The following is a 20,485-nucleotide window of genomic DNA, read 5'->3' as shown; positions in this document are numbered from 1 at the left end:
ATTGGGTTTTTTGTTTTGTGGAATTATGTTTTATTAAGGCTGAGTTCAATTGTTTTTTCAATTAAAGGAGCCATGATTTCGTATCCTTTTATGTTTGGATGTACGCCATCATCCGTGTAGTCTACTTTTAGTCCTTTGTCTTGATCCACCATTTGCGAGTAATAGTCGACAAATAATATACTATTTGTCTCAGCATAAAGGCGTAGGCTTTTGTTTAAAGCAATAATCGTGTCGGCTGGTTTTTCCTTTGGTTTCCAATAGAAATGATTGGCCGGTAAAACCGAACAAAGAATAGGCTTGATGTGGTGTACTTGGGCCAGTTCAATCATCGAAAAGAGATTGTTTTGAATCATTTTCAGCGTTGAAGGTCCGGTGTTTCCGGCAATATCATTGCCGCCGGCGAGAAGTACAACTAGTTTTGGTTTTAAATTGATGACATCGGCTCTAAATCGCAGTAGCATTTGTGGGGTAGTCTGTCCGCTAATTCCTCGATTGATGCAGTTTTGTTTTAGAAAAAAACTGGGTTGAATACTGCTCCAAAATTCGGTAATGGAATCTCCCATGAATACAATTCTGTTTTCATCAGGTTTAGGAAGCGGGAGTTCGGCGTTTTCTTGTTGGTATTTTTTTAAGTAAGGCCAGTCTTCATTCATAGCAGATGCTCTTTATAATTGAAATTTTTAAAGCTTCTATATTGTTGCTGCTTTAGAAACAAAACTAACAAAATATTTCCCAAATTTTAACTAAAACCACTTTCGCTAAGAAATTGGAGCTCCTTGAGTGAAGGAAATAATAAAGGAACCGCTTTTTCTGTTGTTTTTGCTTAATTTTTTTCTGGGAACAAGTTTAGTTGCTATGTTTATGTTGTAGTTGATGAAAATTAAGGAAGCCTAAAATCAGATTGATCATTATTTTTTTAGAAGGAAAGGTCAAGCTAATTGAAAAAGGACTAAATTAGAGGAAACTAAAAAAATGATAAAATTATGAAAAGAAAAGCCACTGCAATTTGGAAAGGTTCTCTTAAAGAAGGAGGAGGAACGCTTACTACACAAAGCAAGGTTCTTAACGCTACTCAGTATTCATTTCATTCCCGTTTTGAAGAGGGGATTGGTACAAATCCTGAGGAGTTAATAGCTGCAGCTCATTCCGGCTGTTTTACAATGCAACTTTCGGCTTATGTAACCGAAGCAGGTTTTGAGATTGAGAGTATCGAAACCCAGGCTGTTATTAATTTGGTCGAAGGAACCATTATAGGTTCTCATCTAACGGTAAAGGCTACAATAAAAGGAATTTCGGATCGTGTTTTTCAGGAATTAGTGACCAAGGCCGAAAAAAATTGTCCTGTTTCTAAAGTACTAAATGCTGATATTACTTCGGTGGCAAGCTTAGAATAATAGTTGCCATGTTATCATTTATAAAAAGGAAGGCTCATTTTTTAAAATGAGCCTTCCTTTTTAAGTTATAAATCAATCTAGTCAAATAAATCCGAAGACAAGTAACGATCACCGCGATCGCAAATGATAGCTACAATCACACCGGATTCCATTTCTTCGGCAATTTTAAGAGCGGCAGCTACTGAACCACCGGAACTCATACCTGCAAATACACCTTCTTCGAGCGCTAATCGCTTGGTCATGGCTCTAGCTTCTTCTTCGCTCACTTCCATTATTCGATCTACTTTTGAGGCATCAAAAATTTTAGGCAAATATTCCTGAGGCCATTTTCTGATTCCCGGAATTTGAGATCCGTCGCTAGGTTGCGCACCAATGATTTGGATATTGGCGTTTTTCTCTTTCAAATAAGTTGAGGTTCCCATAATGGTTCCTGTAGTTCCCATCGCCGAAACAAAATGGGTTACGGTTCCGTGGGTGTCGTTCCAAATTTCAGGTCCTGTGGTTTTATAATGTGCTTTCCAGTTGTCTTCATTGGCAAACTGATTTAGCATGATGTAACCGCCTTCGGCTACTTTTTTATCGGCATAATCTCTGGAACCAAGAATTCCTTCTTTGGCAGGGGTCAAAGTCACTTTGGCTCCATAGGCGCGCATGGTTTGGGTGCGTTCTTTGGTCGAATCTTCCGGAAGGACTAATTCTATTTCGATATTGAATAATTGAGCAATCATGGCCAAGGCAATTCCGGTGTTGCCACTGGTGGCTTCAATGAGTTTGTCTCCTTTTTTGATGTCTCCTCTTTCTAATGCTGCTGCAATCATATTGTAGGCCGCGCGGTCTTTTACGCTACCTCCAGGATTATTTCCTTCTAGCTTTAATAAAAGTTTTACTTTTTTATTTTTAATCAAATTGACCGTTTCCATCAACGGAGTATTTCCAATCAGGTTTAATAATTTTTGTGGCTCCATACTTATTTTAGCTCTTTTATTTTTACTTCAGTAGTTGTAGTATTGGTTACCATTGATTTGGCTGGAATTGATTTGGTAACCCATGTGTTTCCTCCAATGATGCTGTTTTTTCCTATAATGGTTTCTCCTCCTAGAATAGTGGCATTAGCATAAATACAGGTGTTTTTCTCAACAGTAGGATGTCTTTTGGTATTTTTCATGTCTTTGCTGACGCTTAAAGCTCCTAAAGTAACTCCTTGGTAAATTTTGACGTTTTTTTCAATGACCGCAGTTTCTCCTATTACAATTCCCGTTGCATGGTCGATAAAGAAAGGTGAAGCTATGGTTGCACCAGCGTGAATGTCTGTTCCGGTGATTCTATGGGCGTATTCGCTCATTAAACGGGAAAACAGCAATAAATCTAAAAGGTATAATTCATGGCTCAATCTGTAGATGGCTATGGCATAAAATCCGGGATAAGCGAGGTATACTTCTTCAATGCTGTTAGAAGCGGGATCATTTTCTAAAATATACAAGGCATCCCGATTGAGATTTTCGAGTACAGCGGGTAATTTTTCCAGGTATTGCTCCCAAATGGAATCGCAAGTTCCTTTGGGTTTTTTGCAGGCAACAACAGAAATCTCTTTGAATAGCTGTTTTAGCTCCTCTATGCTTTCGTTTAAGGGGGCATTAGAATCAAATAGGGTATAGAATAGTTTTTCGGTAAAAGCTTCTGTTTTTGTCTTGATTCCGTAATTGATAGTCGTGTGACTCTTTAAAGACTCGATATTTTGGATAATCAGATCTTTTGTCATGATTATAGGGTTGAATTGTTAGTAGAAAATGCGAGATGTAAGGAATGCTTATTGACATCTACAACAGCTGTCGCTTTTAGTAAAAGCAGGCAGTTTTGAAAAAAACAGATTGTTGTAAGGGTTTTTAAGCATGATGATTTGTTTTCTGATGAAAAACGAAACAAATATATTGAACAATTTTGAATTAGGAGGAAACAATTGCAATTGTCTCGCTGGGAATCAAGCGATTTTGGGTGTATGCTGATTTTGGTTTAAATAATTAATAAATCCGTAAATTAGTATGGTAAAATAAAATGAATTGAAAATAATTTCGGCTTAGAACTGGAATATTATTCAAAAATAATTTTTATTGGGGATCCAGTTTCGATCTTAGTAATTTGTACTTCTATTTTGGTATAAAAAAAGAATACTTAGTTGATCAAAAAACAGGAATCAGTAGTGTTTGTAAATGTAACCCGCAATCATAAAAATCACATTTAACATGCCCATGAAGAAAATTGTTTTTTGAGAAAAAACAGCTTTGTAAATAAAATGAAAACCTATAAAAGCCAAGAATAATAACGAAGTGAAAATGGCTGGATACATTTGAAAAGAAGCAACAAATTCTCCTTTCAAAAGTAACAATAATGATCTCTGAAAACCGCAGCCTAAACACTCTATTCCGAAGAGGGTTTTACTCAAACACGGAAGCATGTATTTTTCTAAATTCAATGGATTTATTTTTTGACAATTTACAAAAAAAGGAGAAACCTTTTTAATAAAAAAGGAGGGCTGTTTTTAATTTGTTACTTTTGGAATCTGATATAAAATAAAATGAAAAAAATTGTAATTCTAATTATGATTCTGGCTATACTAGTTGCTTTTTTTGAGCAGGTGAGTGCCGAGAAAAATGTGTATGTAACGGTGGTGGCCATAGTCGTTTTTATGTTTGGTATGATGCGACTGAGTGCTAAAACACCAAGTAAAAATCAAGAAAAAGAAGAGAAAGATGTTTAGTAAAGGAGATAGGGTTTCAGTGCTTGACGAAGCGATCAACGGAGTGGTGTTGTCAGCAAAAGATAAAGAGGTAACAATAGAAACGGAGGAAGGATTTGTGATGACTTTTTTTGTCAACGAATTGATTAAAGTAAATGTTTCCAGTAACTTAATGGATTCTATTAAAAGGATTAATGTAGATGAAGTTTCGAAGGAAAAAGAGATTCCAAAACCGAGGAGTTTTGTCAAAGAACGCAAAGATAAAAATGAAATATCAGCTCCGGAGTTTGATTTACACATCGAAAAATTGGTTCCCAATAAACGTGGAATGTCTAATTATGATATTCTGACTTTGCAATCGGAAACGGCAAAAAGACATATCGAATTTGCTATTCGCAACCGTATCCCTAAGATTGTTTTTATACACGGAGTTGGTGAAGGAGTCTTAAAAGCAGAGCTGGATTTCTTATTAGGGCGTTATGATAATATTGCTTTCCAGGATGCCAATTATCAAAAATATGGCTTAGGTGCAACCGAGGTTTTTATCAAACAAAACAGCAAATAAAAGCTTGGTTATTGAGCTGAAAAAAGTCCCGATTTACAATTGTAAAACGGGACTTTTTTTGGCTTCTTTTATTAAGAAAATAACGGTTTAATTTGTTGTTAACAGATCACCATAAAGATAATTATCACCCAATAAAAAATCATTGTTGCCTTTCTTTAAAGTCACTTTTTTAAGCATAATGGTATGCTTAAAAGTGTTAGGTCCATCAGTGGTTGTGGTGACTTCTATGATTCCGTTTACACCGCTTATTCCGGCTACGGCATCCCATTGTTGGCTTATTGTTGGAGTAGTAGGTGTCGTGGTTGCACAAAAATAATCTGAGGTAAGAAGACCTGAAAATAAGCGATATTTCAGGATGTTTTTGCTAGTGCCAATCACTCCTGTACGAGGTGTATTTACTGCGGTCACTTCGTTAACAATTAGATTTGGATCTATATCCAGAGTCAAAGCTTCGCTGGTAGTATAATTATAAATCAGGTTAGACGAGCTGCATTTTTCAACCGTTTTGTCAAAAAGGAAAGGTAATGGAGTCGCTGGTGTAACATAGTTTCCAAAAGGGAAAGTTTCGTATACCTGGGTTCCGTTGCTTTTGGCAAATGTGATATTTTTAAAGACAATACTATGATTATAGCCTGAAATTTTAGTGCTATTCTCAGTGTTGTTGACAGTTTTGATTGCGGTGGTAAAAATCTCTATTTTCCCGGCAGTAGCATTCCATTGGTCCGTCACAATAGGGTTAGCGGGAGGGATGGTTTCGCATATATTGTCAGTAGCAACTATTCCGTTGTAAAAACGGTAAACAACACGGTTTGTGTTATTGATGTCTATAGATAGTGGTGTATTGGCCAGAGAAGGTTCACTAGGGAAGTAGTTTTTTGGGATTTCGAGAAGCAATGCTTCTTTCTCTTTTAGTTTGTAGATGATGTTATTTGTGGTGCAGTTCTGCGTATCAACATCTTCAAAATTAATATCTTCTTGAATTAAATTTCCATCATCACAGCTGTTTAATAACAGGGCAAAAAACATTAGGCTTACTACTCTTTTCATTTTTATCATATTTGAAACAAAAATAGAATTTTTAATTTGTTTCAAATGCATTCCATTCAAAAACATAGAATTTAACTGCGCCATTAGGTATTAAATTCAAAATAAGTTACTAATGGTATTGATTGGGCTTTGTTGTAAAGCAATACTGTTAATCATTTTAAGCGAATAGAAATCATTATCTTTGCGGCAATTTAATACAGGTGATGAGACTTAATAAATATTATTCAGCCGCATTTTTGGCTTTTTTTATCTGGGGATTTTTTAGTTTAGCTTTAAAGCCCTTATACAATTATTCTTCTTTGGATATTTTGTTTTACCGTGTTTTCTTTAGTGTGGTTGTAATGGTACTGATTAATCTGGTTTTTCGTAAGAAAGTGATCCAGAAAGATTGGAATTATTTTACAAATATGAATGCTAAACAGAAGCGAAATGTTGTTTTGTTGACTTTGGGCGGAGGGGTATTTCTCTCTTTAAACTGGTTTGTATTTATCTACGTTATGAATAATGTTAGTGTAAAAGCCGCTTCATTAGCCTATTTAATTTGTCCAATTTTGACTACTGTTTTAGCTTTTTTTATATTAAATGAAAGGCTCAGTAAATGGCAATGGCTAGCCGTTTCGATAAGTGCTCTGAGTTGTGTGTTGCTGTCAATAAACTATTTTGAGTCTATTTTTTATAGTTTGATTGTCGCAGCTACTTATGCCATGTATTTAGTGAGTCAGCGAAAAAACAGTCAAATGGATAAATTTTTGGTATTGACAGTGCAATTGATTTTTATCGCATTGGTTCTTTTGCCGTTTTATCCGGTACTTAGCGGACCAGTTCCTACTGAACCGCTGTTTTATGTCTGTCTGTTTGCTATAGTGCTCTTTTTTACAATTATCCCTTTGTTTTTAAATCTGTATGCACTCAAAGGAATTAATTCATCGGCAGTGGGTATTATGATCTATATCAACCCTATTATTGGGTTTTTATTGGCAATATTTTTTTACAATGAAGAGGTGAGTTTTCTACAAGGGTTTTCTTATTTTCTAATTTTTATTTCGGTATTGATTTTTAATGAAAGAGTACTTTTTGCTAAAAAAATGAAAATTGCACCATCAGAAATAGAAGGGTTTTAAATAATTTGAATCATCAAAAAATGAAAAAAGTATATCTCGATAATGCTTCTACAACCGCTATCCGTCCCGAAGTTATCAGGGAAATGACAAAAGTAATGGCCGATGATTACGGAAATCCCTCATCAACACATAGTTTTGGACGTAATGCCAAAAGTATTTTGGAGCTTTCCAGAAAATCAATTGCCAAGGCGATTAATGCTTCTGCCCAAGAGATTATTTTTACCTCCTGCGGAACGGAAGCCAATAATTGGATTCTTCGTTCGGCGGTGTCGGATTTGAAGGTAAAACGCATTATTACCAGTAAAATAGAACATCATGCCGTTTTGTTTACTATTCAAGCTCTGCAAAAGGAATTTGATATACAAGTGGATTATGTGAACCTTAAGCCAAATGGTGAAATTGATCTCACCAATCTAGTGGAGTTGCTTTCTCAAGAACATAAAACATTAGTGAGCCTGATGCAGGTGAATAATGAAATTGGAACCGTTCTAGATTTAGCTCGAGTAGGGCAAATATGCCAGCAATACAAGGCTTTATTTCATTCGGATACCGTGCAGTCTATTGGAAAAACAGTATTGGATTTACAGGTTCTAGCGGTTGATTTTCTGGTTTCCAGTGCACATAAATTTCATGGACCCAAGGGTGTTGGTTTTGCTTTTGTTCGAAAAAACTCAGGTTTACAGCCTTTGTTTTATGGTGGAGAACAGGAAAAAGGACTTCGTGCGGGTACCGAAGCCGTGCATCAGATTGCTGGAATGGCAAAAGCGCTGGAGCTTGCTTATGCTAATTTAGAGATCGAAAGAAAGCATATTTCTGATTTGAGAAGTTATTTGATTGAAAGACTTGAAGTTGAATTCCCAGGTTTTTCTATCAATGGAAATCCAGATGGATTTTACAACATAGTGAATGTTCTGTTGCCTTTTTCAGCCGAAAAAACAGCTATGATTTTATTTCATTTGGATATGAAAGGAATTGCTGTTTCCAGAGGGAGCGCCTGTCAAAGCGGAAGCATCAAGCCTTCTCATGTTTTGGCTGAGATGCTTTCTGTTGAAGATTTGAAAAAACCGAGTCTGCGAATTTCTATGAGCCATTACAACTCAAAAGAAGATGTTGATTTATTGATTGAAGCTTTAAAAAGCATTTAAAACACGACTCAATCGCTATTGAGGATGGATACTAGGAACATTTTGAGGTTTTCACGATGGTTATTTTTTCTGTTCTTTTAATTTTGCTTTTTCTTGTTTTTTGAAATAGCCTCTGAACAGGAAGTTGTGCTTTAATGCCTCCAGATTTTCATTTAGGCGTTTGCTGGCTTCATTTATATTAATCATTGTAGAGTCTATATTCTGAACTAAATTTGGGTCATTCGAAAGATAATTGATGGCACCTTTCCCGTCTTTAATATTCAAAACAGTTTTATTCAGATTCCCAATCACTTTGTCAATTTCGGTACTTGATTGATTTAGATTGAAAATGATATTTTTGATTTTAGCAGCTACTGCGGTATCTTTTAAAACACCAATTACGTTTTTCTTATTATCCAAAGAAGTGATGAGTTTGTTTAAATTTGATACTGATAAAGAGGTTTCTTTCCCTGATATTTTTAAATAATGTAAGGTCTGTTTTAAATCTCTAGCCATTTCGATATCACTGATCAATAGGCCTACAGTGCCTTTTCCTTGATTGATATCGTTTGTTATTTTAAGTAAATTTTCGGTAAGAATAGCCGCATTTTGATTGGTCTTACTTAGTGTATTTAGAATATCATCAGTTCTAATGCGGTCTTGCGAATGAATAACATCGCCCGGTTCAACGTTCGGTTTTAGTCCTTTTCCGGGTATAATGTTTATTATCATACTTCCTACTAATCCATCAGAACCTATGGTGGCTACAGCGTCTTTTTTGATGTGTTTGAAGATATTTTTATCAATGATCATGTCTACTTTGATGTTGGTGTCATTGATCATTTCAATGCCACGAACAGTTCCAACGTTTACGCCTGAGTAACGTACATTGTTACCTATTTGTAATCCATTTACATTGTTGAAAACGGTTTCCAAATGGGTTGTTTTTCCAAACATTTTTTGTTTATCACCAATAAAATAAATGGCGAGAATGAAAACCATAAGACCAATAATGACAAAGAGACCCAATTTTATTTTTTGCGATGTTGTTTTTTCCATGTCTGTGTTTATTTAAAGAAAGCCTGTATTTTAGGATCTGTGGAAGAGGATAGCTCTTTAAAAGTGCCTTCGGCATAATTAATTCCATCGACGAGTAAAATCATTCTGTTCGATATCACTCTGGCACAATCGACATCATGGGTAATGATAAGGGATGAGGTATTGTATTTTTGCTGGATTGATTTCATTAAGATTAATATTTCTTTGGCGGTTATAGGATCTAGTCCGGTAGTAGGTTCGTCATAGAGAATAATTTTTGGTTGGAGAATCAGCGTTCTGGCAAGGGCAATCCTGCGTTTCATTCCTCCGGATAGTTCTTCGGGCATCAGGTTTATGGTATCGGCTAGGCCTACGTTTTCCAGTGCTTCCATCACTAGCGGAGTGGTATCTTTTAGCACTCCAAATTTTTTAGTGTGACGGCGCAATGGAAATTCCAGATTCTCTCGGACGGTCATCGAATCATAAAGGGCGCTTCCTTGAAAAAGAAACCCAATTTCAGTTCGAAGTTCGTCCAATGCGGATCGGTTGAGTTCGTTGATATTCTCGCCCATTACTTCTATCGAGCCACTATCCGGCTGTTCGAGTCCTACCAGACATTTGATCATAACCGATTTACCCGAGCCGGATTTGCCCATAATGACCAGGTTTTCTCCTTCATTTAGCACCATATTAAAACCATTCAAAACATGATGGTCTCCGTAGCTCTTTTTCAGATCTTTGATTGTTATAATGGCTTTTGTATTTGGTGTTTCAGGAGTCATAAATCATAAAAAATATCGGTTACAAAAACGGCAATAAAGTCAATAATAAAGAGCAACATCGAAGTGAATACAACGGCTGAATTAGCAGCAAGACCCACGCCAGCAGTCCCTTTTTTACAATAATAGCCTTTAAAACAACCTACTAAACCTATGGCAAATCCAAAAAAGAAGGTTTTAATTGTTGCAGGGATTAAATCACCAAATTCCAATGCATTGAAAACCTTATTGAAATACAGTAAAAAAGAAACATTTCCTTTGACATTTTCGACCAAATAAGAACCAAAAAGGGCAATAGCATCACCAAAGAAAACTAATATGGGAAGCATAAAAGTGGTAGCTAAAATTCGGGTGACCACTAAATATTTGAAAGGATTTGTTCCGGACACTTCCATAGCATCAATTTGCTCTGTTACTCGCATGGAACCTAGCTCAGCGCCTATTCCGGAACCAATACGGCCCGCACAAATTAATGCTGTGATAATGGGACCTATTTCTCGAATGATAGAAATACTAACCATAGAAGGCATCCAAGATACCGCTCCAAATTCCAAAAGTGTGGGACGCGATTGTAAAGTAAAAACCAGACCAATAATGAAACCTGTTACCGCCACAAGTAATAAGGAACGATTCCCCATATTGTAACATTGTCTAAGGAATTCTTTAAACTCCATCGGACTTCTGAAAGCCTCTCTAAAAAAACGACTCGCAAAAAATGAGAGTTCGCCAATTTCCAGTAAGAAAGATTTGAATATTTCTATTATTTTAAAATTAGTATTCATAGATTAATGAATTAATTTTTTCAGCAAGAAAAGGCTACTCAAATATACGATTATTCTCCTTATTATCAGTTGTTTTGTAGGGGAGCTTTGGTTTTTGATTGATTTAACTAAAAAATATAGAGCCTGATTAACATCAATTGCTTTTATTGCAAAGAAGCGGTGTCAACAGATTCTAAAACGATCGAATAAGAGATTTTAAGTTTGAAATAAAATTTTGGGACCTAGGATTTTTAGAGGTTTTGAGCGATTTTCAAATAAGTGGTCTATATATTTATTTACAAGATTAATAAATCGCTTATATCAATACGATTGCTTTCGTGCGGAATAGTATTGCAACTGATGATTTCTTTGACACCGGAATTTTTTATTTCCTGATAAGAATTTCCGCTAAAAATGGCGTGAACACCTATGCAAACAGCTGGTTTCATTCCAGCAATTTTTAATTGGTTGATGGTTTCAATCATGGTGCGCCCTGTTGAGATAATGTCATCTACGAGAACTGGAGTATATTCTTTGTATTGCTCCACTGCAGGAGCAGAAACGGCTACGTCACTGTCGCCATGACGTATTTTTGTTAAAATGATGTAAGAGGCATTGGCTTTTTTAGCCACTTCTGAAACCCACTGTTCGCTTTCGATATCAGGACCAATTAATAAGGGTTTGTCGATATTGTTTTTGATCCAAACTGAGATGTGATCGGCGGCATGTCCTAATCTGGTAGGAATACTATAAATTTCGGATAAGCTAGTTCTTCGATGCAAATGCGGATCGATCGTGATTAAAGTATCTATGAAACTAGAAATCAGTTGGGCAAAATAGGTTGAGGTTACTGCTTCTCCGGAATTGAAAACTTTGTCCTGACGCATATAGGCCAGATAAGGCGCTACAAGAGTAATGTTTTTAGCACCTAATTCTTTCGCCGTTTTGGCCAAAAAATAGATTGGCAGTAATTTTGAATTGGGTTGGTTTAGTGTACAGATCAAAACCACTTCTTTGTCTTTAACATCCGAAAGTATTCGGACATAGGTTTCTCCATCTGGAAATTGGTGGATTTCTGTATTTCCTTTTTCCCCGTCTTCTTTTTGGACAAGTAAATCCCCGAGTTTTTCATTTCCGGGCAAAATAAAAAATGTCTTTTTCATGCTGGTTTATTGGATTAGAATGATGTCCTGTTCCTTTTTCAGATATTCTATGGCATAATTCAATTCACCTTTTGTTTCGGCATAAATACAGAATAAAATATCTCCCTTGGTTATTCTTGTTTTCAAAGGCGTATGAAGTAGTACACCGGCTTTTGGATCATGAGGAGCTCCGGCAAGTTTAGCAATTTTAGCAAGTCGGCGATTGTCAATTTCGACAACAATTCCCGATTTTTCAGCATGAATATCTGTTTTGAATGGACCCAAAACAGGTTCTTTAAAGCCGCCCTGTGCTTTACAAATTGCCATGAATTTTTCATAAGCCCTGCCCGAAGAAAGAATCCTCTCGGCCGATAGGTATCCGTTTCCATTTTTTTGATTGTTTGCCAAGTCGATGATACTGCCAGCAATGAGGAGGGATTTATTTCTTAGATCTTGTGGTGCCTCTTTTTCGTTTCGCAATACACTTAAAACGTCCATAGCTTCTAATGCTGGACCAATTCCTCTGCCTATAGGTTGTGAACCATCAGTGAGGAGTACTTTTACTTCAAGTGAAAGAGCTTTTCCTACCACTGTGAAATAATATTTTAATTTCTCGGCATCTTCTTCGGTTCTTACTTTTGCAGTTTTGCCAATGGGAATATCAATAACGACATGAGTGGAGCCGGCTGCTGATTTCTTAGACAATACTGATGCGATCATTTGGCCTTCGCCATCGATATCGAGCGCTCTTTCGATTCGAATTAAAATATCGTCGGCAGGACTTAGTTTTATGGAACCTCCCCATACAAAGCAGCCGTTTTCTTTTTCGACTACTTTTTTAATTGTTTGAATGTCCAGATTGACCGAAGTCATGGTTTCGAGTGTGTCAGCAGTTCCGGCGGGAGATGTTATAGCACGGGAAGATGTTTTTGGGATGGTGAGTCCAGCTTCGGCTACGATGGCTACAATGATAGGAGTAGTGCGGTTTCCCGGAAGTCCGCCTACGCAGTGTTTGTCTACTACAATCTTATTAATCCAGTTTAGTTTTTGTCCTGAATCTACCATTGCTTCTGTAAGTGCGATGATTTCTTGTATATTGAGATTATCACCGGCACAGGCAGTAATAAAAGAGGCAATTTCAATATTAGAATATTCTCCTTTTACGATGTCATTGATAATGTTTTGAAATGCTATTTTATTGAGTTCCTGTCCATACATTTTAGATCGGACACAACCCATGGAAGCAACGGGTTGTACATGTGCAAAGCTGATTTTGTCCCCTTCGACAGCATTCAATTGGATCCAAGCGCTATTTGAAAGTCCGGCTTTGCCTACTTTTAAAATACCGTCAGTGATAATGTATAAAGTAGCAATAATGGATTTTTCTTTTACGGTAACCAATACTCTGTTGTGTGCTTCAAAACCTTCTGATTTACAGATGTGGCAGTCTCTTCGCATGAAAACTACAAACTCTTTTTGGGTGTCAATGCCAAGCTGAACCAGTTTTAAAGTATTAAATTCATTAGTCATTCTTATTTCATTTAAAGGATTATGTAGAAAAGAAGCTGCTTTTAATCGTTTTTAAAATAAGATTTTCAGTGATTTACTTTGTAGAAAAAAAATCGAAAAAGGATTTTCTGATTTTAATTTTCGTACAGCTGCAATCTGTTTCGAACCAAAAGTAACTCAGTTTGCAAGGCATCTATTTTTTGGAGTAAATTAAACACAACATCAATACCTTCAATATTGACGTCTAATTCCTGATGTAATCTAATTATTTTTTCAATTTCATAGATAGAATCTTGATGGACATATTGTGTTTGATTAATAGTTTGAATCTCGATTAATCCTATTTCGTTTAGGTTATCAAAGAAAGTGAGTTCCACTTTATAATGGATAGATAATGTGCTTAGGGGAATGAAGTTTTCTGTATTCATGATGTTCTTAACTTAGAAAGTTCAGTAAATAATTCTTTTTCTTTTTCAGTAAGATTTTTTGGGATTTTTATTTGATAAGTGATGTATAAATCACCAAATTGTCCTTCTTTTTTATAAACCGGAAAGCCTTTGTCTTTCAGTTTTACTTTGGTGCCATTTTGAGTGCCTGGAGCGACTTTGAGTTTTACTTTTCCGTCAAAAGTATTCACGGTAATCTCGCCTCCTAAAATGGCGATGTATAAATCTAAATCTACATTTTCGTATAAATTGTCTTTATCTCGTTTAAAATCGGTGTGGTTTTCTATGGAAAATGTAATGTACAAGTCTCCTTTTGGACCGCCTCCGGCTCCTTCGCCACCGTGACCGGCTATTTTGATGATTTGTCCATTTTCTACTCCGGCAGGAATGGTAAGTCGGATGTTTTTTCCGTTTATGGTTAAGGTACGTTTGTGTGTGGTATATACGTCTTTGAGGTTAAGATGCAATTCAGCATTGAAATCCTGGCCTTTGTATTGGGGGCTTCGGCCTCCGCCGCCTCTTGAGGCACGTCCTCCAAACATAGATTCAAAAAAATCGGAATAGTCTTCACCACCTCCAAAACCTCCAAAACCACCCTGTTGACCGCCGCTTTGATATTGCTGCTGCTGTCTTTTTGATTTTTCAAATTCCTCGGCATGCTGCCAGTTTTCGCCATACTCATCGTATTTTTTGCGATTTTCGGCATGGCTCAATACTTCATTGGCCTCATTGATTTCCTTGAATTTTTTTTCGGCTTCCTTATTGTTGGGATTTAGGTCGGGATGGTATTTACGAGCCAGTTTTCGGTATGCTTTTTTTATATCGGCTTCCGTTGCTTTTTTATCCACTTCTAATATTTTGTAGTAGTCTATAAATGCCATTTTTATTTATTTTTTGAATATGAAATTTCAGAAAACGTATCTATTGCTTGCTATCGGTTTTGATTCTTATTTTAACATTTTTCGGCTACCAATTCGTAGCTTTTATTGGTTGCTGTTTTTTATTTTTCCCCATTTTATTCTATCCCAAATTCTCTCATGAAAAAAATAAGCTATGGAGGTGTAAATATTGCTGACGATCATAAAACCGATGGCAATTTTTATTTGTCTGGTAAATAAATAAATGCTTGCAAAGTCTAAAATTAAAATAACTACTCGGTAACTGACCGTTTTCACAATTGATCTGCGGATCGTTTCTTCTCTTTGAGGTGCAACGGGAAGCAGCTTTTCTATCATGACTTAGTAGGAATGATGAATAGTGGTTTTTCGGCATGTCTTAATACCTTTTCAGCTACGCTGCCTAAAAGCAGATGTGAGATTCCCTTCCTTCCATGCGTGCCTAAAACTATTATATCAGCCTCCCATTCTTGAGCCATATTTAATATCACTTCATGAGGCTTTCCTTCTTCAACAAAAGTCCAGACTTTATAATCTTTGAATACATGATCAACTAAAAGCTGCTGATTTTTTTTGCATTCGTTTTTCATGGTTTCCGCAAATTCCATTGGAGTAACGGAGCCTTCAGTCATAATCATGGTGGTGTCAATAACGCTGATTAATGCAATTTCAGCGTTCAGCCTGGATCCCAATTGAAAACCATGTAAAGCTACTTTTTCTGAAGAGGGTTCATTATCAATTGCGATTAAAACCTTTTTGATCTCATTCATATCATTTTTGCATTAATTTTTAATTTCTATAATGCTATCCCTATTTTGATACGGCTATCAAGCTAATATTTAAAATATTAAATTGATTTGACTTAGTTACATTATCAAATTTAATCAATTTTTAGCTGATAAATGGCAATAAATTAGTTTATTTCTGTTGATTATTAATTGTTTACAGCAATATTTTTCCCTATCATTTTAGCAATATAAAATGATTTTTGAAATACGTAATAGTAGTGGGATTTACCCGGATATTTCCCGATTTGCCTTTCTGAAATCTACGGGTCTTGTTTTTACCAAATTATAAAAAGTGTTGCTAAAAGTAGCTGGACTGTTATAACCAGAAGCATAAGCGATTTCACTAATTGACATTTCAGTTTGCAGCAGTTTTTCCATGCTGCGAATGATTCGGGTGAGTTTTACATATTGCAGGAATGAAATGTCTAAATCAGTTCTGAACAAGCGCGAGAGACTGCGGCTGCTAAAGCCAAAGAGGATTGCTGTATTTTTTAATAATAAAGGCTGGTTTAGATTTTGATGAATGTGCGCTAAAATTGGACTTAATCTTTCGTTTGTGGTTGTGGGCAGTACAACTGGTAATGGATTTTTGCTCATATCGCCAATTACATTGCCTAATGTTCTGATGTATTGGTATTTGTTTTTTTCTTTTTCAAAAATATTGCCGCTCCAATTTTCAGTAAATAAAATCATTTCCAGAATCAAATTTGGTGCAGGATAAATTCCCATTTTTGAAAAAAAAGTGTTGCTGTTTAAAATAGGCGGAGGAATATAGATATTTCGTATCATACTTATGGATGTTTTCAATTCAATGAAATGTTCCATTCCCGCCGGAATCCAGACAAAATGCCTCGCTGGTAAGAAATAGGAATTATCCTTAGTCTTTAAATAAACTGCTCCACCTTCTACATAGGTCAATTGATGCTTGTTATGACTGTGCATTAAAAGCCGCTCTTCGATCTTGCTGTGAAATACAAAAGTGGTCTTTGGATATTGGTTTACTTTTTCTAAAAAACTAAGCGTTTTTGCAGCTAGCATAAGACAATTTTTAGGTTGGCTCAAATTAACAAATAAATGGCTTAATTGACAAAATAAGACTTGAAAATATACTGCAATTTTACATCTTAATTTAATAAATCAATATGTGTTCTAATACTTACAAAATAGTATTACCTTTATTCTTATTTGCGCTCGTATCGGTCAAAGCTCAAGTTGTTATTCAGGATAGTATTCCTATTTCTTTAGAAAAGGCTTGGAAAAAAACCGCCATTAACAGCAAGGAAATTAAAATGAAGCAGTTACATACTGCATCAGGAACCGAAGCTGTCAAAAATGCCAAAAGCAAACAACTTCCTGAAATAGGTTTTAATGCCAATTATGGAAAATTAGCAAATATTCCCATTTTTAATAATGGCATTTTGCATCATGCGGATTATATCCCCTTAAAAGACCATTCGATTTACGGAGCGACAATTGATGCCTATTTTGATATTTATAACGGTCACAAGCTTAAAACAAATATTGAAAAAGAGTCGGCAAAGCAAGAGTTGTCCAGATACATCGAAGAAGAAACCACCGAATCCGTTCATTACCAAGTGGCTGAAACCTATCTGAAACTGCAGCTTTTTTTAGAATTTGAAAAATTAGTAAAGCAGAATGTTTATCAGAATGAAGCCCGTTTAAGGCTGATTCAGAAATTGCATAGTGCAGGAGTAGTACTGAAAAGTGATTTACTTCGTGCGCAGTTGCAGCTGTCAAAACAAAAAACCTCTCTGACAGAGATCAGACATAATGCGCAGCTGGCCATGCAAGAATTAAATATTTTCATGGGTGATCCTGATAATCAGAAATTAAAACCAACGGATCCTATTGGTTTTCAACAAGAAAATAAAATATTAAGTTACACGGATTATGTTGATAGTGCCATCGATAAATCGCCCTTGCAGAAAATCGCCCAGCAAAAGGTAGAGTTGAGCAAATTAAATTTGGCTGCTTTAAAAGCGGATAAACTCCCAAGAATTGGCTTGTTTGGAGATTACAGCTATTCCTATCCACAGATAAAACTATATCCGTATGAAAACGCACCTTATTTATTAGGGGTTGTCGGAGTAAAGTTATCCTATTCCATTTCGTCTCTTTATCACGATGTTCACAAGGAAGAAGAAGCTAATATTTTATATGAGGAACAAAAAATGGCCCAGGAAAATGTTCAGGACAATTTGCGAAAAGCTATAAATACAGCCTATAAGCGTTATGTGGAGGATCAGGAAAAAATAGAGGAACTTGAACTGAATATTAAACAGGCTACTGAGAATTACCGTATACTCAATCAGACTTATTTTAATCAATTGTCTTTGATAACGGATTTACTCGATGCAGATACCCAACTATTACAGGCTCAGTTTGAACTTATTTCGGCCAAAACCGCAGAACAATTGCATTATTACCAACTTTTAAAACACACAGGAGATCTATAATTATGGCTACAGTAATAGAAAAACATGAACGCATTGATAGAATTACTGTCAAAATAACGTATAGTATCGCTTTTATAGTATTACTTATCTTATTCGTATATGGAATTTATGCGCTTATACGAATGTATCGATACGAAGAAACTAATGATGCACAGGTCGAAGAATACATCAATCCCATTCTGAGTCGTACCACAGGTTTTGTGCAAGAAATTAAATATAGAGACCATCAAAAAGTTCAAAAAGGAGATACTTTGATGGTAATCGATAGAAATGAAACACTGATGCAATTGCAGGAAGCCCAAGCGGCTTTGAATGCGGCCAAGGCATCCTTGTTAGTGCTGGAAAGTAATTTTGTAACCACGACCAACGGTGCTTCGGTTAGTGAAGCAAGCATTGCCGCTTCTAGAGCAAAATTGTGGCAACAAGAGCAGGAATTTAACCGGTATAAAAAATTACTTGCGGAAGAAGCGGTTACACAACAGCATTTTGAAGCAGTTAAAACCAGTTTTGAAATTGCAAAATCAGAGTATAAAGCGATGCAAAATACTTATAAAACGGCAAAAGGAAAAATAAACGATGTGGATTCTCAATTGGCGGTAGCTAGAGCTAATGTACAGCAAAGAGAAGCGATAGTTGATAATATAAAACTCAACCTGACTTATGCCGTTATTACTGCTCCTTCTGATGGAATTATGGGTGATAAAACCTTACAAGTGGGGCAATTGATACAAAAAGGACAAACCCTTGGTTTTATCGTAGATCAGGATCAGGGGAAATGGATTGTGGCTAATTTTAAGGAAACCCAAATTGCAAATATGCAGGAAGGTCAAGAGGTAGAAATCAAGGTAGATGCCTATTCGAATGAAATTTTTCACGGGAAAATACAATCTCTGGCACCGGCTACAGGATCCAGATTCTCGCTTTTGCCTCCAGACAACGCCACCGGAAATTTTGTCAAAATAGTACAAAGATTTCCTGTTCGAATACTTTTGACCGATGCAGCAGAAAAAATAAAAATGCTCCGTGCGGGAATGAATGCTGAGGTATCGATTTCTAAATTATAATATTTACATGAATCAATCAGCGACCATATTTAAAAGTTGGGTACCAAAATGGGGTATTAGAATCATGATCTTTTTGGTAATTCTGCCGGCCGTATCCATGTTGGCAGGTTATATAGGAGGCATTAATAGTGCCGCCAGTTATTATGGTCTGGATCCTACTGATATTCAGTATTCGATCGTTTTGTATTATGTAGGTATCACCAGTTTTTTCCCATTAGAGAAAAGGTTTTTCAGCTATTTTGCTTCTAAGACCTACTTTCTGATGAGTATATTACTGTTTACGGCAATTAATCTGCTGTTATATGGCACTCAAAATGCCTCACTTTTTTTTGTTTTGCGGTTTTTGGGAGGAGCGGTTACTGTTGCGATAATTGGGATTACGCTTAGTTTACTGTTTTCACAGTTTCATTCTGAAAGATCAAGAGTATTGGGTTACGCCGTTTTTTATGGTACTTTACTTAGTTCAAATGCTTTTGCCTATTTGTTAGATGCCTATATTTTTCAGAATTACGATTATAATGTATTGTATTTGGCTGTTGTTTATCTTCAAATTCCCGGAGTAGTGCTTATGCTTTTTTGTCTCAAAACAAATTTTCGTTTGCATACTAAAAGATTTCCTTTGCTTCATTTAGATTGGAAAAGCTTCTTGATTTACAGCGCGCTTTTATCCTTGATTGCTTATGTTATCTTATATGGACAATACTACAATTGGTTTGAGAGCCTTCGCATTTGGACTTGCATGGGAGCAATTATGATACTGCTCGCTACATTTATTTTAATGCAACAAAACCGTAAACGGCCGTTTATTGATTTAGGAATATACAAATACAGAAATTTTAGAAGGGGAGCCCTGCTTTTGATCTTGTATTATATTTGTAAAGGAGATATTAGTGTGGCCAATAGCTTTCTTTTTAACGGAATGAGTTTAGATTCATACCATTATGCTTATATCATGGTTTTTAATGCTTTGGGCATTGCAGTGGGGATAGGAATAACGGCTCGATTTCTTTTGGGAAAACGCAATATGCGTCTAATTTGGCTCGCCGGATTCGCTTTTTTGCTGCTGTATCATATACAAATGTTCTTTATTTTCGGTTCCCAAGCCAATGAAGAAAGTATTTTGATGCCTCTTTTTTTTCAAGGAATGGGCAATGGCATCTTAATGCTCTCGATAGTGTTGTTTATGATAACAGCTGTGCCGGAATCAAAAAGCTTTTCGGCTTCATTAAGCGGTATTTCTTTCCGATTTTTTGCATTTACAGTAAGTTTAGCACTTGTTTCGTTTATGAATTTAAGGCAGGGTAGTGTGCATTATCATGAATTGGGAAATACGGTTACCGCCTTAAATTCAGAATCGGCTAAAAGGTTGCAGTTATATGAAAACGCTGCAATTGCCAAAGGTGCTTCGGCAACTAAAGCTAAGGTTTTAGCTAAGAAGTTATTAGGAAAAGCAGTTGCCAATCACACTAATATGTTGTTTGCAAGAGATTACTATTATTATATGGGAGTTTTTATATTTTTTATTATGATTGGCATTGCATTGATTCCTCATTTGCATTTTCATTTTAGAAAAATTGGGGCACGATTGATTCCCATTTAA

The 20,485-nt window shown here is 36.0% G+C and carries 23 protein-coding genes; 8 read left to right on the top strand and 15 right to left on the bottom strand.

All coding sequences use genetic code 11. The features are described 5' to 3' along the window. Positions 1–23: 23 nt before the first annotated feature. Positions 24–653, bottom strand: a complete 630-nt coding sequence (locus BUB25_RS00560; RefSeq protein WP_072938144.1) for an SGNH/GDSL hydrolase family protein — start codon at positions 651–653, stop codon at positions 24–26. 330 nt (positions 654–983) lie between these two features. On the opposite strand from BUB25_RS00560, the gene BUB25_RS00555 reads away from it, so the two are divergent. After that, positions 984–1,394 (top strand): OsmC family protein, encoded by a 411-nt coding sequence (locus BUB25_RS00555; protein ID WP_072938142.1) that lies wholly within the window; start codon positions 984–986, stop codon positions 1,392–1,394. A gap of 77 nt (positions 1,395–1,471) precedes the next feature. Here the strand turns inward: BUB25_RS00555 and cysM are convergent, their stop codons facing one another. The 3 genes from cysM to BUB25_RS00540 all read right to left on the bottom strand — a co-directional run bounded on the left by cysM (position 1,472) and on the right by BUB25_RS00540 (position 3,864). Continuing rightward, complete coding sequence (gene cysM / locus BUB25_RS00550) at positions 1,472–2,359, bottom strand: cysteine synthase CysM (RefSeq protein WP_072938140.1); 888 nt, start codon at positions 2,357–2,359, stop codon at positions 1,472–1,474. Between the two features lie 2 nt (positions 2,360–2,361). Further along, positions 2,362–3,153, bottom strand: a complete 792-nt coding sequence (locus BUB25_RS00545) for a serine O-acetyltransferase (protein ID WP_072938137.1) — start codon at positions 3,151–3,153, stop codon at positions 2,362–2,364. A 432-nt stretch (positions 3,154–3,585) separates the two neighbouring features. Beyond that, positions 3,586–3,864: a DUF2752 domain-containing protein gene (locus BUB25_RS00540; protein WP_072938135.1), complete on the bottom strand. Its 279-nt coding sequence runs from the start codon at positions 3,862–3,864 to the stop codon at positions 3,586–3,588. A 102-nt stretch (positions 3,865–3,966) separates the two neighbouring features. Between BUB25_RS00540 and BUB25_RS00535 the strand changes: the two genes are divergently transcribed. Then, a complete protein-coding gene (locus BUB25_RS00535; RefSeq protein WP_072938132.1) occupies positions 3,967–4,149 on the top strand; it encodes a hypothetical protein in 183 nt (60 codons plus the stop codon). Next, positions 4,142–4,693 carry a Smr/MutS family protein gene (locus BUB25_RS00530; RefSeq protein WP_072938130.1) on the top strand — a complete coding sequence of 184 codons (552 nt, stop codon included), beginning with the start codon at positions 4,142–4,144 and terminating at the stop codon, positions 4,691–4,693. Before BUB25_RS00535 ends, BUB25_RS00530 begins: the two co-directional genes overlap by 8 nt. Positions 4,694–4,780: 87 nt before the next feature. Here BUB25_RS00530 and BUB25_RS00525 read toward each other — a convergent pair whose 3' ends face one another. Then, complete coding sequence (locus BUB25_RS00525; RefSeq protein ID WP_139256876.1) at positions 4,781–5,740, bottom strand: hypothetical protein; 960 nt, start codon at positions 5,738–5,740, stop codon at positions 4,781–4,783. Positions 5,741–5,943: 203 nt separating this feature from the next. Between BUB25_RS00525 and BUB25_RS00520 the strand changes: the two genes are divergently transcribed. Both BUB25_RS00520 and BUB25_RS00515 read left to right on the top strand, forming a co-directional pair. After that, positions 5,944–6,861 carry an EamA family transporter gene (locus BUB25_RS00520; RefSeq protein ID WP_072938125.1) on the top strand — a complete coding sequence of 306 codons (918 nt, stop codon included), beginning with the start codon at positions 5,944–5,946 and terminating at the stop codon, positions 6,859–6,861. A 20-nt stretch (positions 6,862–6,881) separates the two neighbouring features. Beyond that, the gene (locus BUB25_RS00515; protein WP_072938111.1) at positions 6,882–8,006 is read left to right on the top strand and encodes a cysteine desulfurase family protein; all 1,125 of its coding nucleotides are present in this window, start codon (positions 6,882–6,884) and stop codon (positions 8,004–8,006) included. Between the two features lie 60 nt (positions 8,007–8,066). Here BUB25_RS00515 and BUB25_RS00510 read toward each other — a convergent pair whose 3' ends face one another. The 10 genes from BUB25_RS00510 to BUB25_RS00465 form a co-directional block, all read right to left on the bottom strand. After that, positions 8,067–9,044, bottom strand: coding sequence for an MlaD family protein (locus BUB25_RS00510; protein WP_072938109.1), 978 nt, complete (start codon positions 9,042–9,044; stop codon positions 8,067–8,069). A gap of 8 nt (positions 9,045–9,052) precedes the next feature. Then, the gene (locus BUB25_RS00505) at positions 9,053–9,805 is read right to left on the bottom strand and encodes an ABC transporter ATP-binding protein (RefSeq protein ID WP_072938106.1); all 753 of its coding nucleotides are present in this window, start codon (positions 9,803–9,805) and stop codon (positions 9,053–9,055) included. Beyond that, positions 9,802–10,584, bottom strand: a complete 783-nt coding sequence (locus BUB25_RS00500) for an MlaE family ABC transporter permease (protein ID WP_072938104.1) — start codon at positions 10,582–10,584, stop codon at positions 9,802–9,804. Before BUB25_RS00500 ends, BUB25_RS00505 begins: the two co-directional genes overlap by 4 nt. Before the next feature lie 275 nt (positions 10,585–10,859). Then, positions 10,860–11,726 carry a ribose-phosphate pyrophosphokinase gene (locus tag BUB25_RS00495; protein ID WP_072938102.1) on the bottom strand — a complete coding sequence of 289 codons (867 nt, stop codon included), beginning with the start codon at positions 11,724–11,726 and terminating at the stop codon, positions 10,860–10,862. 6 nt (positions 11,727–11,732) lie between these two features. Then, entirely contained in the window at positions 11,733–13,235 is a 1,503-nt protein-coding gene (locus BUB25_RS00490; RefSeq protein WP_072938100.1) for a thymidine phosphorylase family protein, read from the bottom strand. A 113-nt stretch (positions 13,236–13,348) separates the two neighbouring features. Then, the gene (locus tag BUB25_RS00485) at positions 13,349–13,642 is read right to left on the bottom strand and encodes a chaperone modulator CbpM (RefSeq protein ID WP_170860229.1); all 294 of its coding nucleotides are present in this window, start codon (positions 13,640–13,642) and stop codon (positions 13,349–13,351) included. Beyond that, positions 13,639–14,541: a DnaJ C-terminal domain-containing protein gene (locus tag BUB25_RS00480; protein WP_072938084.1), complete on the bottom strand. Its 903-nt coding sequence runs from the start codon at positions 14,539–14,541 to the stop codon at positions 13,639–13,641. Before BUB25_RS00480 ends, BUB25_RS00485 begins: the two co-directional genes overlap by 4 nt. 102 nt (positions 14,542–14,643) lie before the next feature. Beyond that, the gene (locus tag BUB25_RS00475; RefSeq protein ID WP_072938082.1) at positions 14,644–14,895 is read right to left on the bottom strand and encodes a DUF2061 domain-containing protein; all 252 of its coding nucleotides are present in this window, start codon (positions 14,893–14,895) and stop codon (positions 14,644–14,646) included. Then, positions 14,892–15,326 carry a universal stress protein gene (locus BUB25_RS00470; protein ID WP_072938081.1) on the bottom strand — a complete coding sequence of 145 codons (435 nt, stop codon included), beginning with the start codon at positions 15,324–15,326 and terminating at the stop codon, positions 14,892–14,894. Before BUB25_RS00470 ends, BUB25_RS00475 begins: the two co-directional genes overlap by 4 nt. A gap of 243 nt (positions 15,327–15,569) precedes the next feature. Next, a complete protein-coding gene (locus BUB25_RS00465) occupies positions 15,570–16,382 on the bottom strand; it encodes a helix-turn-helix domain-containing protein (RefSeq protein WP_072938079.1) in 813 nt (270 codons plus the stop codon). A 104-nt stretch (positions 16,383–16,486) separates the two neighbouring features. On the opposite strand from BUB25_RS00465, the gene BUB25_RS00460 reads away from it, so the two are divergent. Genes BUB25_RS00460 through BUB25_RS00450 form a run of 3 tightly spaced genes read left to right on the top strand, consistent with a single transcriptional unit; the run spans position 16,487 to position 20,485 of the window. Beyond that, entirely contained in the window at positions 16,487–17,821 is a 1,335-nt protein-coding gene (locus BUB25_RS00460) for a TolC family protein (protein WP_072938077.1), read from the top strand. 2 nt (positions 17,822–17,823) lie between these two features. Then, positions 17,824–18,885, top strand: a complete 1,062-nt coding sequence (locus BUB25_RS00455) for an HlyD family secretion protein (protein WP_072938075.1) — start codon at positions 17,824–17,826, stop codon at positions 18,883–18,885. A 7-nt stretch (positions 18,886–18,892) separates the two neighbouring features. After that, the gene (locus tag BUB25_RS00450; RefSeq protein ID WP_072938073.1) at positions 18,893–20,485 is read left to right on the top strand and encodes an efflux MFS transporter permease; all 1,593 of its coding nucleotides are present in this window, start codon (positions 18,893–18,895) and stop codon (positions 20,483–20,485) included.

The sequence above is a fragment of the Flavobacterium granuli genome, from assembly GCF_900129705.1.
GTDB classification, from domain to species: Bacteria; Bacteroidota; Bacteroidia; order Flavobacteriales; family Flavobacteriaceae; genus Flavobacterium; species Flavobacterium granuli.
The sequence above is the reverse complement of the archived record's forward strand: the minus strand, read 5'-3'. Positions and strand labels throughout refer to the sequence as shown.

What these genes read in the sequence shown, in the direction of transcription:
- BUB25_RS00560 (WP_072938144.1), bottom strand. Translation starts at nt 653, where the DNA reads ATGAATGAAGACTGGCCTTACTTAAAAAAATACCAACAAGAAAACGCC.
- BUB25_RS00555 (WP_072938142.1), top strand. Translation starts at nt 984, where the DNA reads ATGAAAAGAAAAGCCACTGCAATTTGGAAAGGTTCTCTTAAAGAAGGA.
- cysM (WP_072938140.1), bottom strand. Translation starts at nt 2,359, where the DNA reads ATGGAGCCACAAAAATTATTAAACCTGATTGGAAATACTCCGTTGATG.
- BUB25_RS00545 (WP_072938137.1), bottom strand. Translation starts at nt 3,153, where the DNA reads ATGACAAAAGATCTGATTATCCAAAATATCGAGTCTTTAAAGAGTCAC.
- BUB25_RS00535 (WP_072938132.1), top strand. Translation starts at nt 3,967, where the DNA reads ATGAAAAAAATTGTAATTCTAATTATGATTCTGGCTATACTAGTTGCT.
- BUB25_RS00530 (WP_072938130.1), top strand. Translation starts at nt 4,142, where the DNA reads ATGTTTAGTAAAGGAGATAGGGTTTCAGTGCTTGACGAAGCGATCAAC.
- BUB25_RS00525 (WP_139256876.1), bottom strand. Translation starts at nt 5,740, where the DNA reads ATGAAAAGAGTAGTAAGCCTAATGTTTTTTGCCCTGTTATTAAACAGC.
- BUB25_RS00520 (WP_072938125.1), top strand. Translation starts at nt 5,944, where the DNA reads ATGAGACTTAATAAATATTATTCAGCCGCATTTTTGGCTTTTTTTATC.
- BUB25_RS00515 (WP_072938111.1), top strand. Translation starts at nt 6,882, where the DNA reads ATGAAAAAAGTATATCTCGATAATGCTTCTACAACCGCTATCCGTCCC.
- BUB25_RS00510 (WP_072938109.1), bottom strand. Translation starts at nt 9,044, where the DNA reads ATGGAAAAAACAACATCGCAAAAAATAAAATTGGGTCTCTTTGTCATT.
- BUB25_RS00505 (WP_072938106.1), bottom strand. Translation starts at nt 9,805, where the DNA reads ATGACTCCTGAAACACCAAATACAAAAGCCATTATAACAATCAAAGAT.
- BUB25_RS00500 (WP_072938104.1), bottom strand. Translation starts at nt 10,584, where the DNA reads ATGAATACTAATTTTAAAATAATAGAAATATTCAAATCTTTCTTACTG.
- BUB25_RS00495 (WP_072938102.1), bottom strand. Translation starts at nt 11,726, where the DNA reads ATGAAAAAGACATTTTTTATTTTGCCCGGAAATGAAAAACTCGGGGAT.
- BUB25_RS00490 (WP_072938100.1), bottom strand. Translation starts at nt 13,235, where the DNA reads ATGACTAATGAATTTAATACTTTAAAACTGGTTCAGCTTGGCATTGAC.
- BUB25_RS00485 (WP_170860229.1), bottom strand. Translation starts at nt 13,642, where the DNA reads ATGAATACAGAAAACTTCATTCCCCTAAGCACATTATCTATCCATTAT.
- BUB25_RS00480 (WP_072938084.1), bottom strand. Translation starts at nt 14,541, where the DNA reads ATGGCATTTATAGACTACTACAAAATATTAGAAGTGGATAAAAAAGCA.
- BUB25_RS00475 (WP_072938082.1), bottom strand. Translation starts at nt 14,895, where the DNA reads ATGATAGAAAAGCTGCTTCCCGTTGCACCTCAAAGAGAAGAAACGATC.
- BUB25_RS00470 (WP_072938081.1), bottom strand. Translation starts at nt 15,326, where the DNA reads ATGAATGAGATCAAAAAGGTTTTAATCGCAATTGATAATGAACCCTCT.
- BUB25_RS00465 (WP_072938079.1), bottom strand. Translation starts at nt 16,382, where the DNA reads ATGCTAGCTGCAAAAACGCTTAGTTTTTTAGAAAAAGTAAACCAATAT.
- BUB25_RS00460 (WP_072938077.1), top strand. Translation starts at nt 16,487, where the DNA reads ATGTGTTCTAATACTTACAAAATAGTATTACCTTTATTCTTATTTGCG.
- BUB25_RS00455 (WP_072938075.1), top strand. Translation starts at nt 17,824, where the DNA reads ATGGCTACAGTAATAGAAAAACATGAACGCATTGATAGAATTACTGTC.
- BUB25_RS00450 (WP_072938073.1), top strand. Translation starts at nt 18,893, where the DNA reads ATGAATCAATCAGCGACCATATTTAAAAGTTGGGTACCAAAATGGGGT.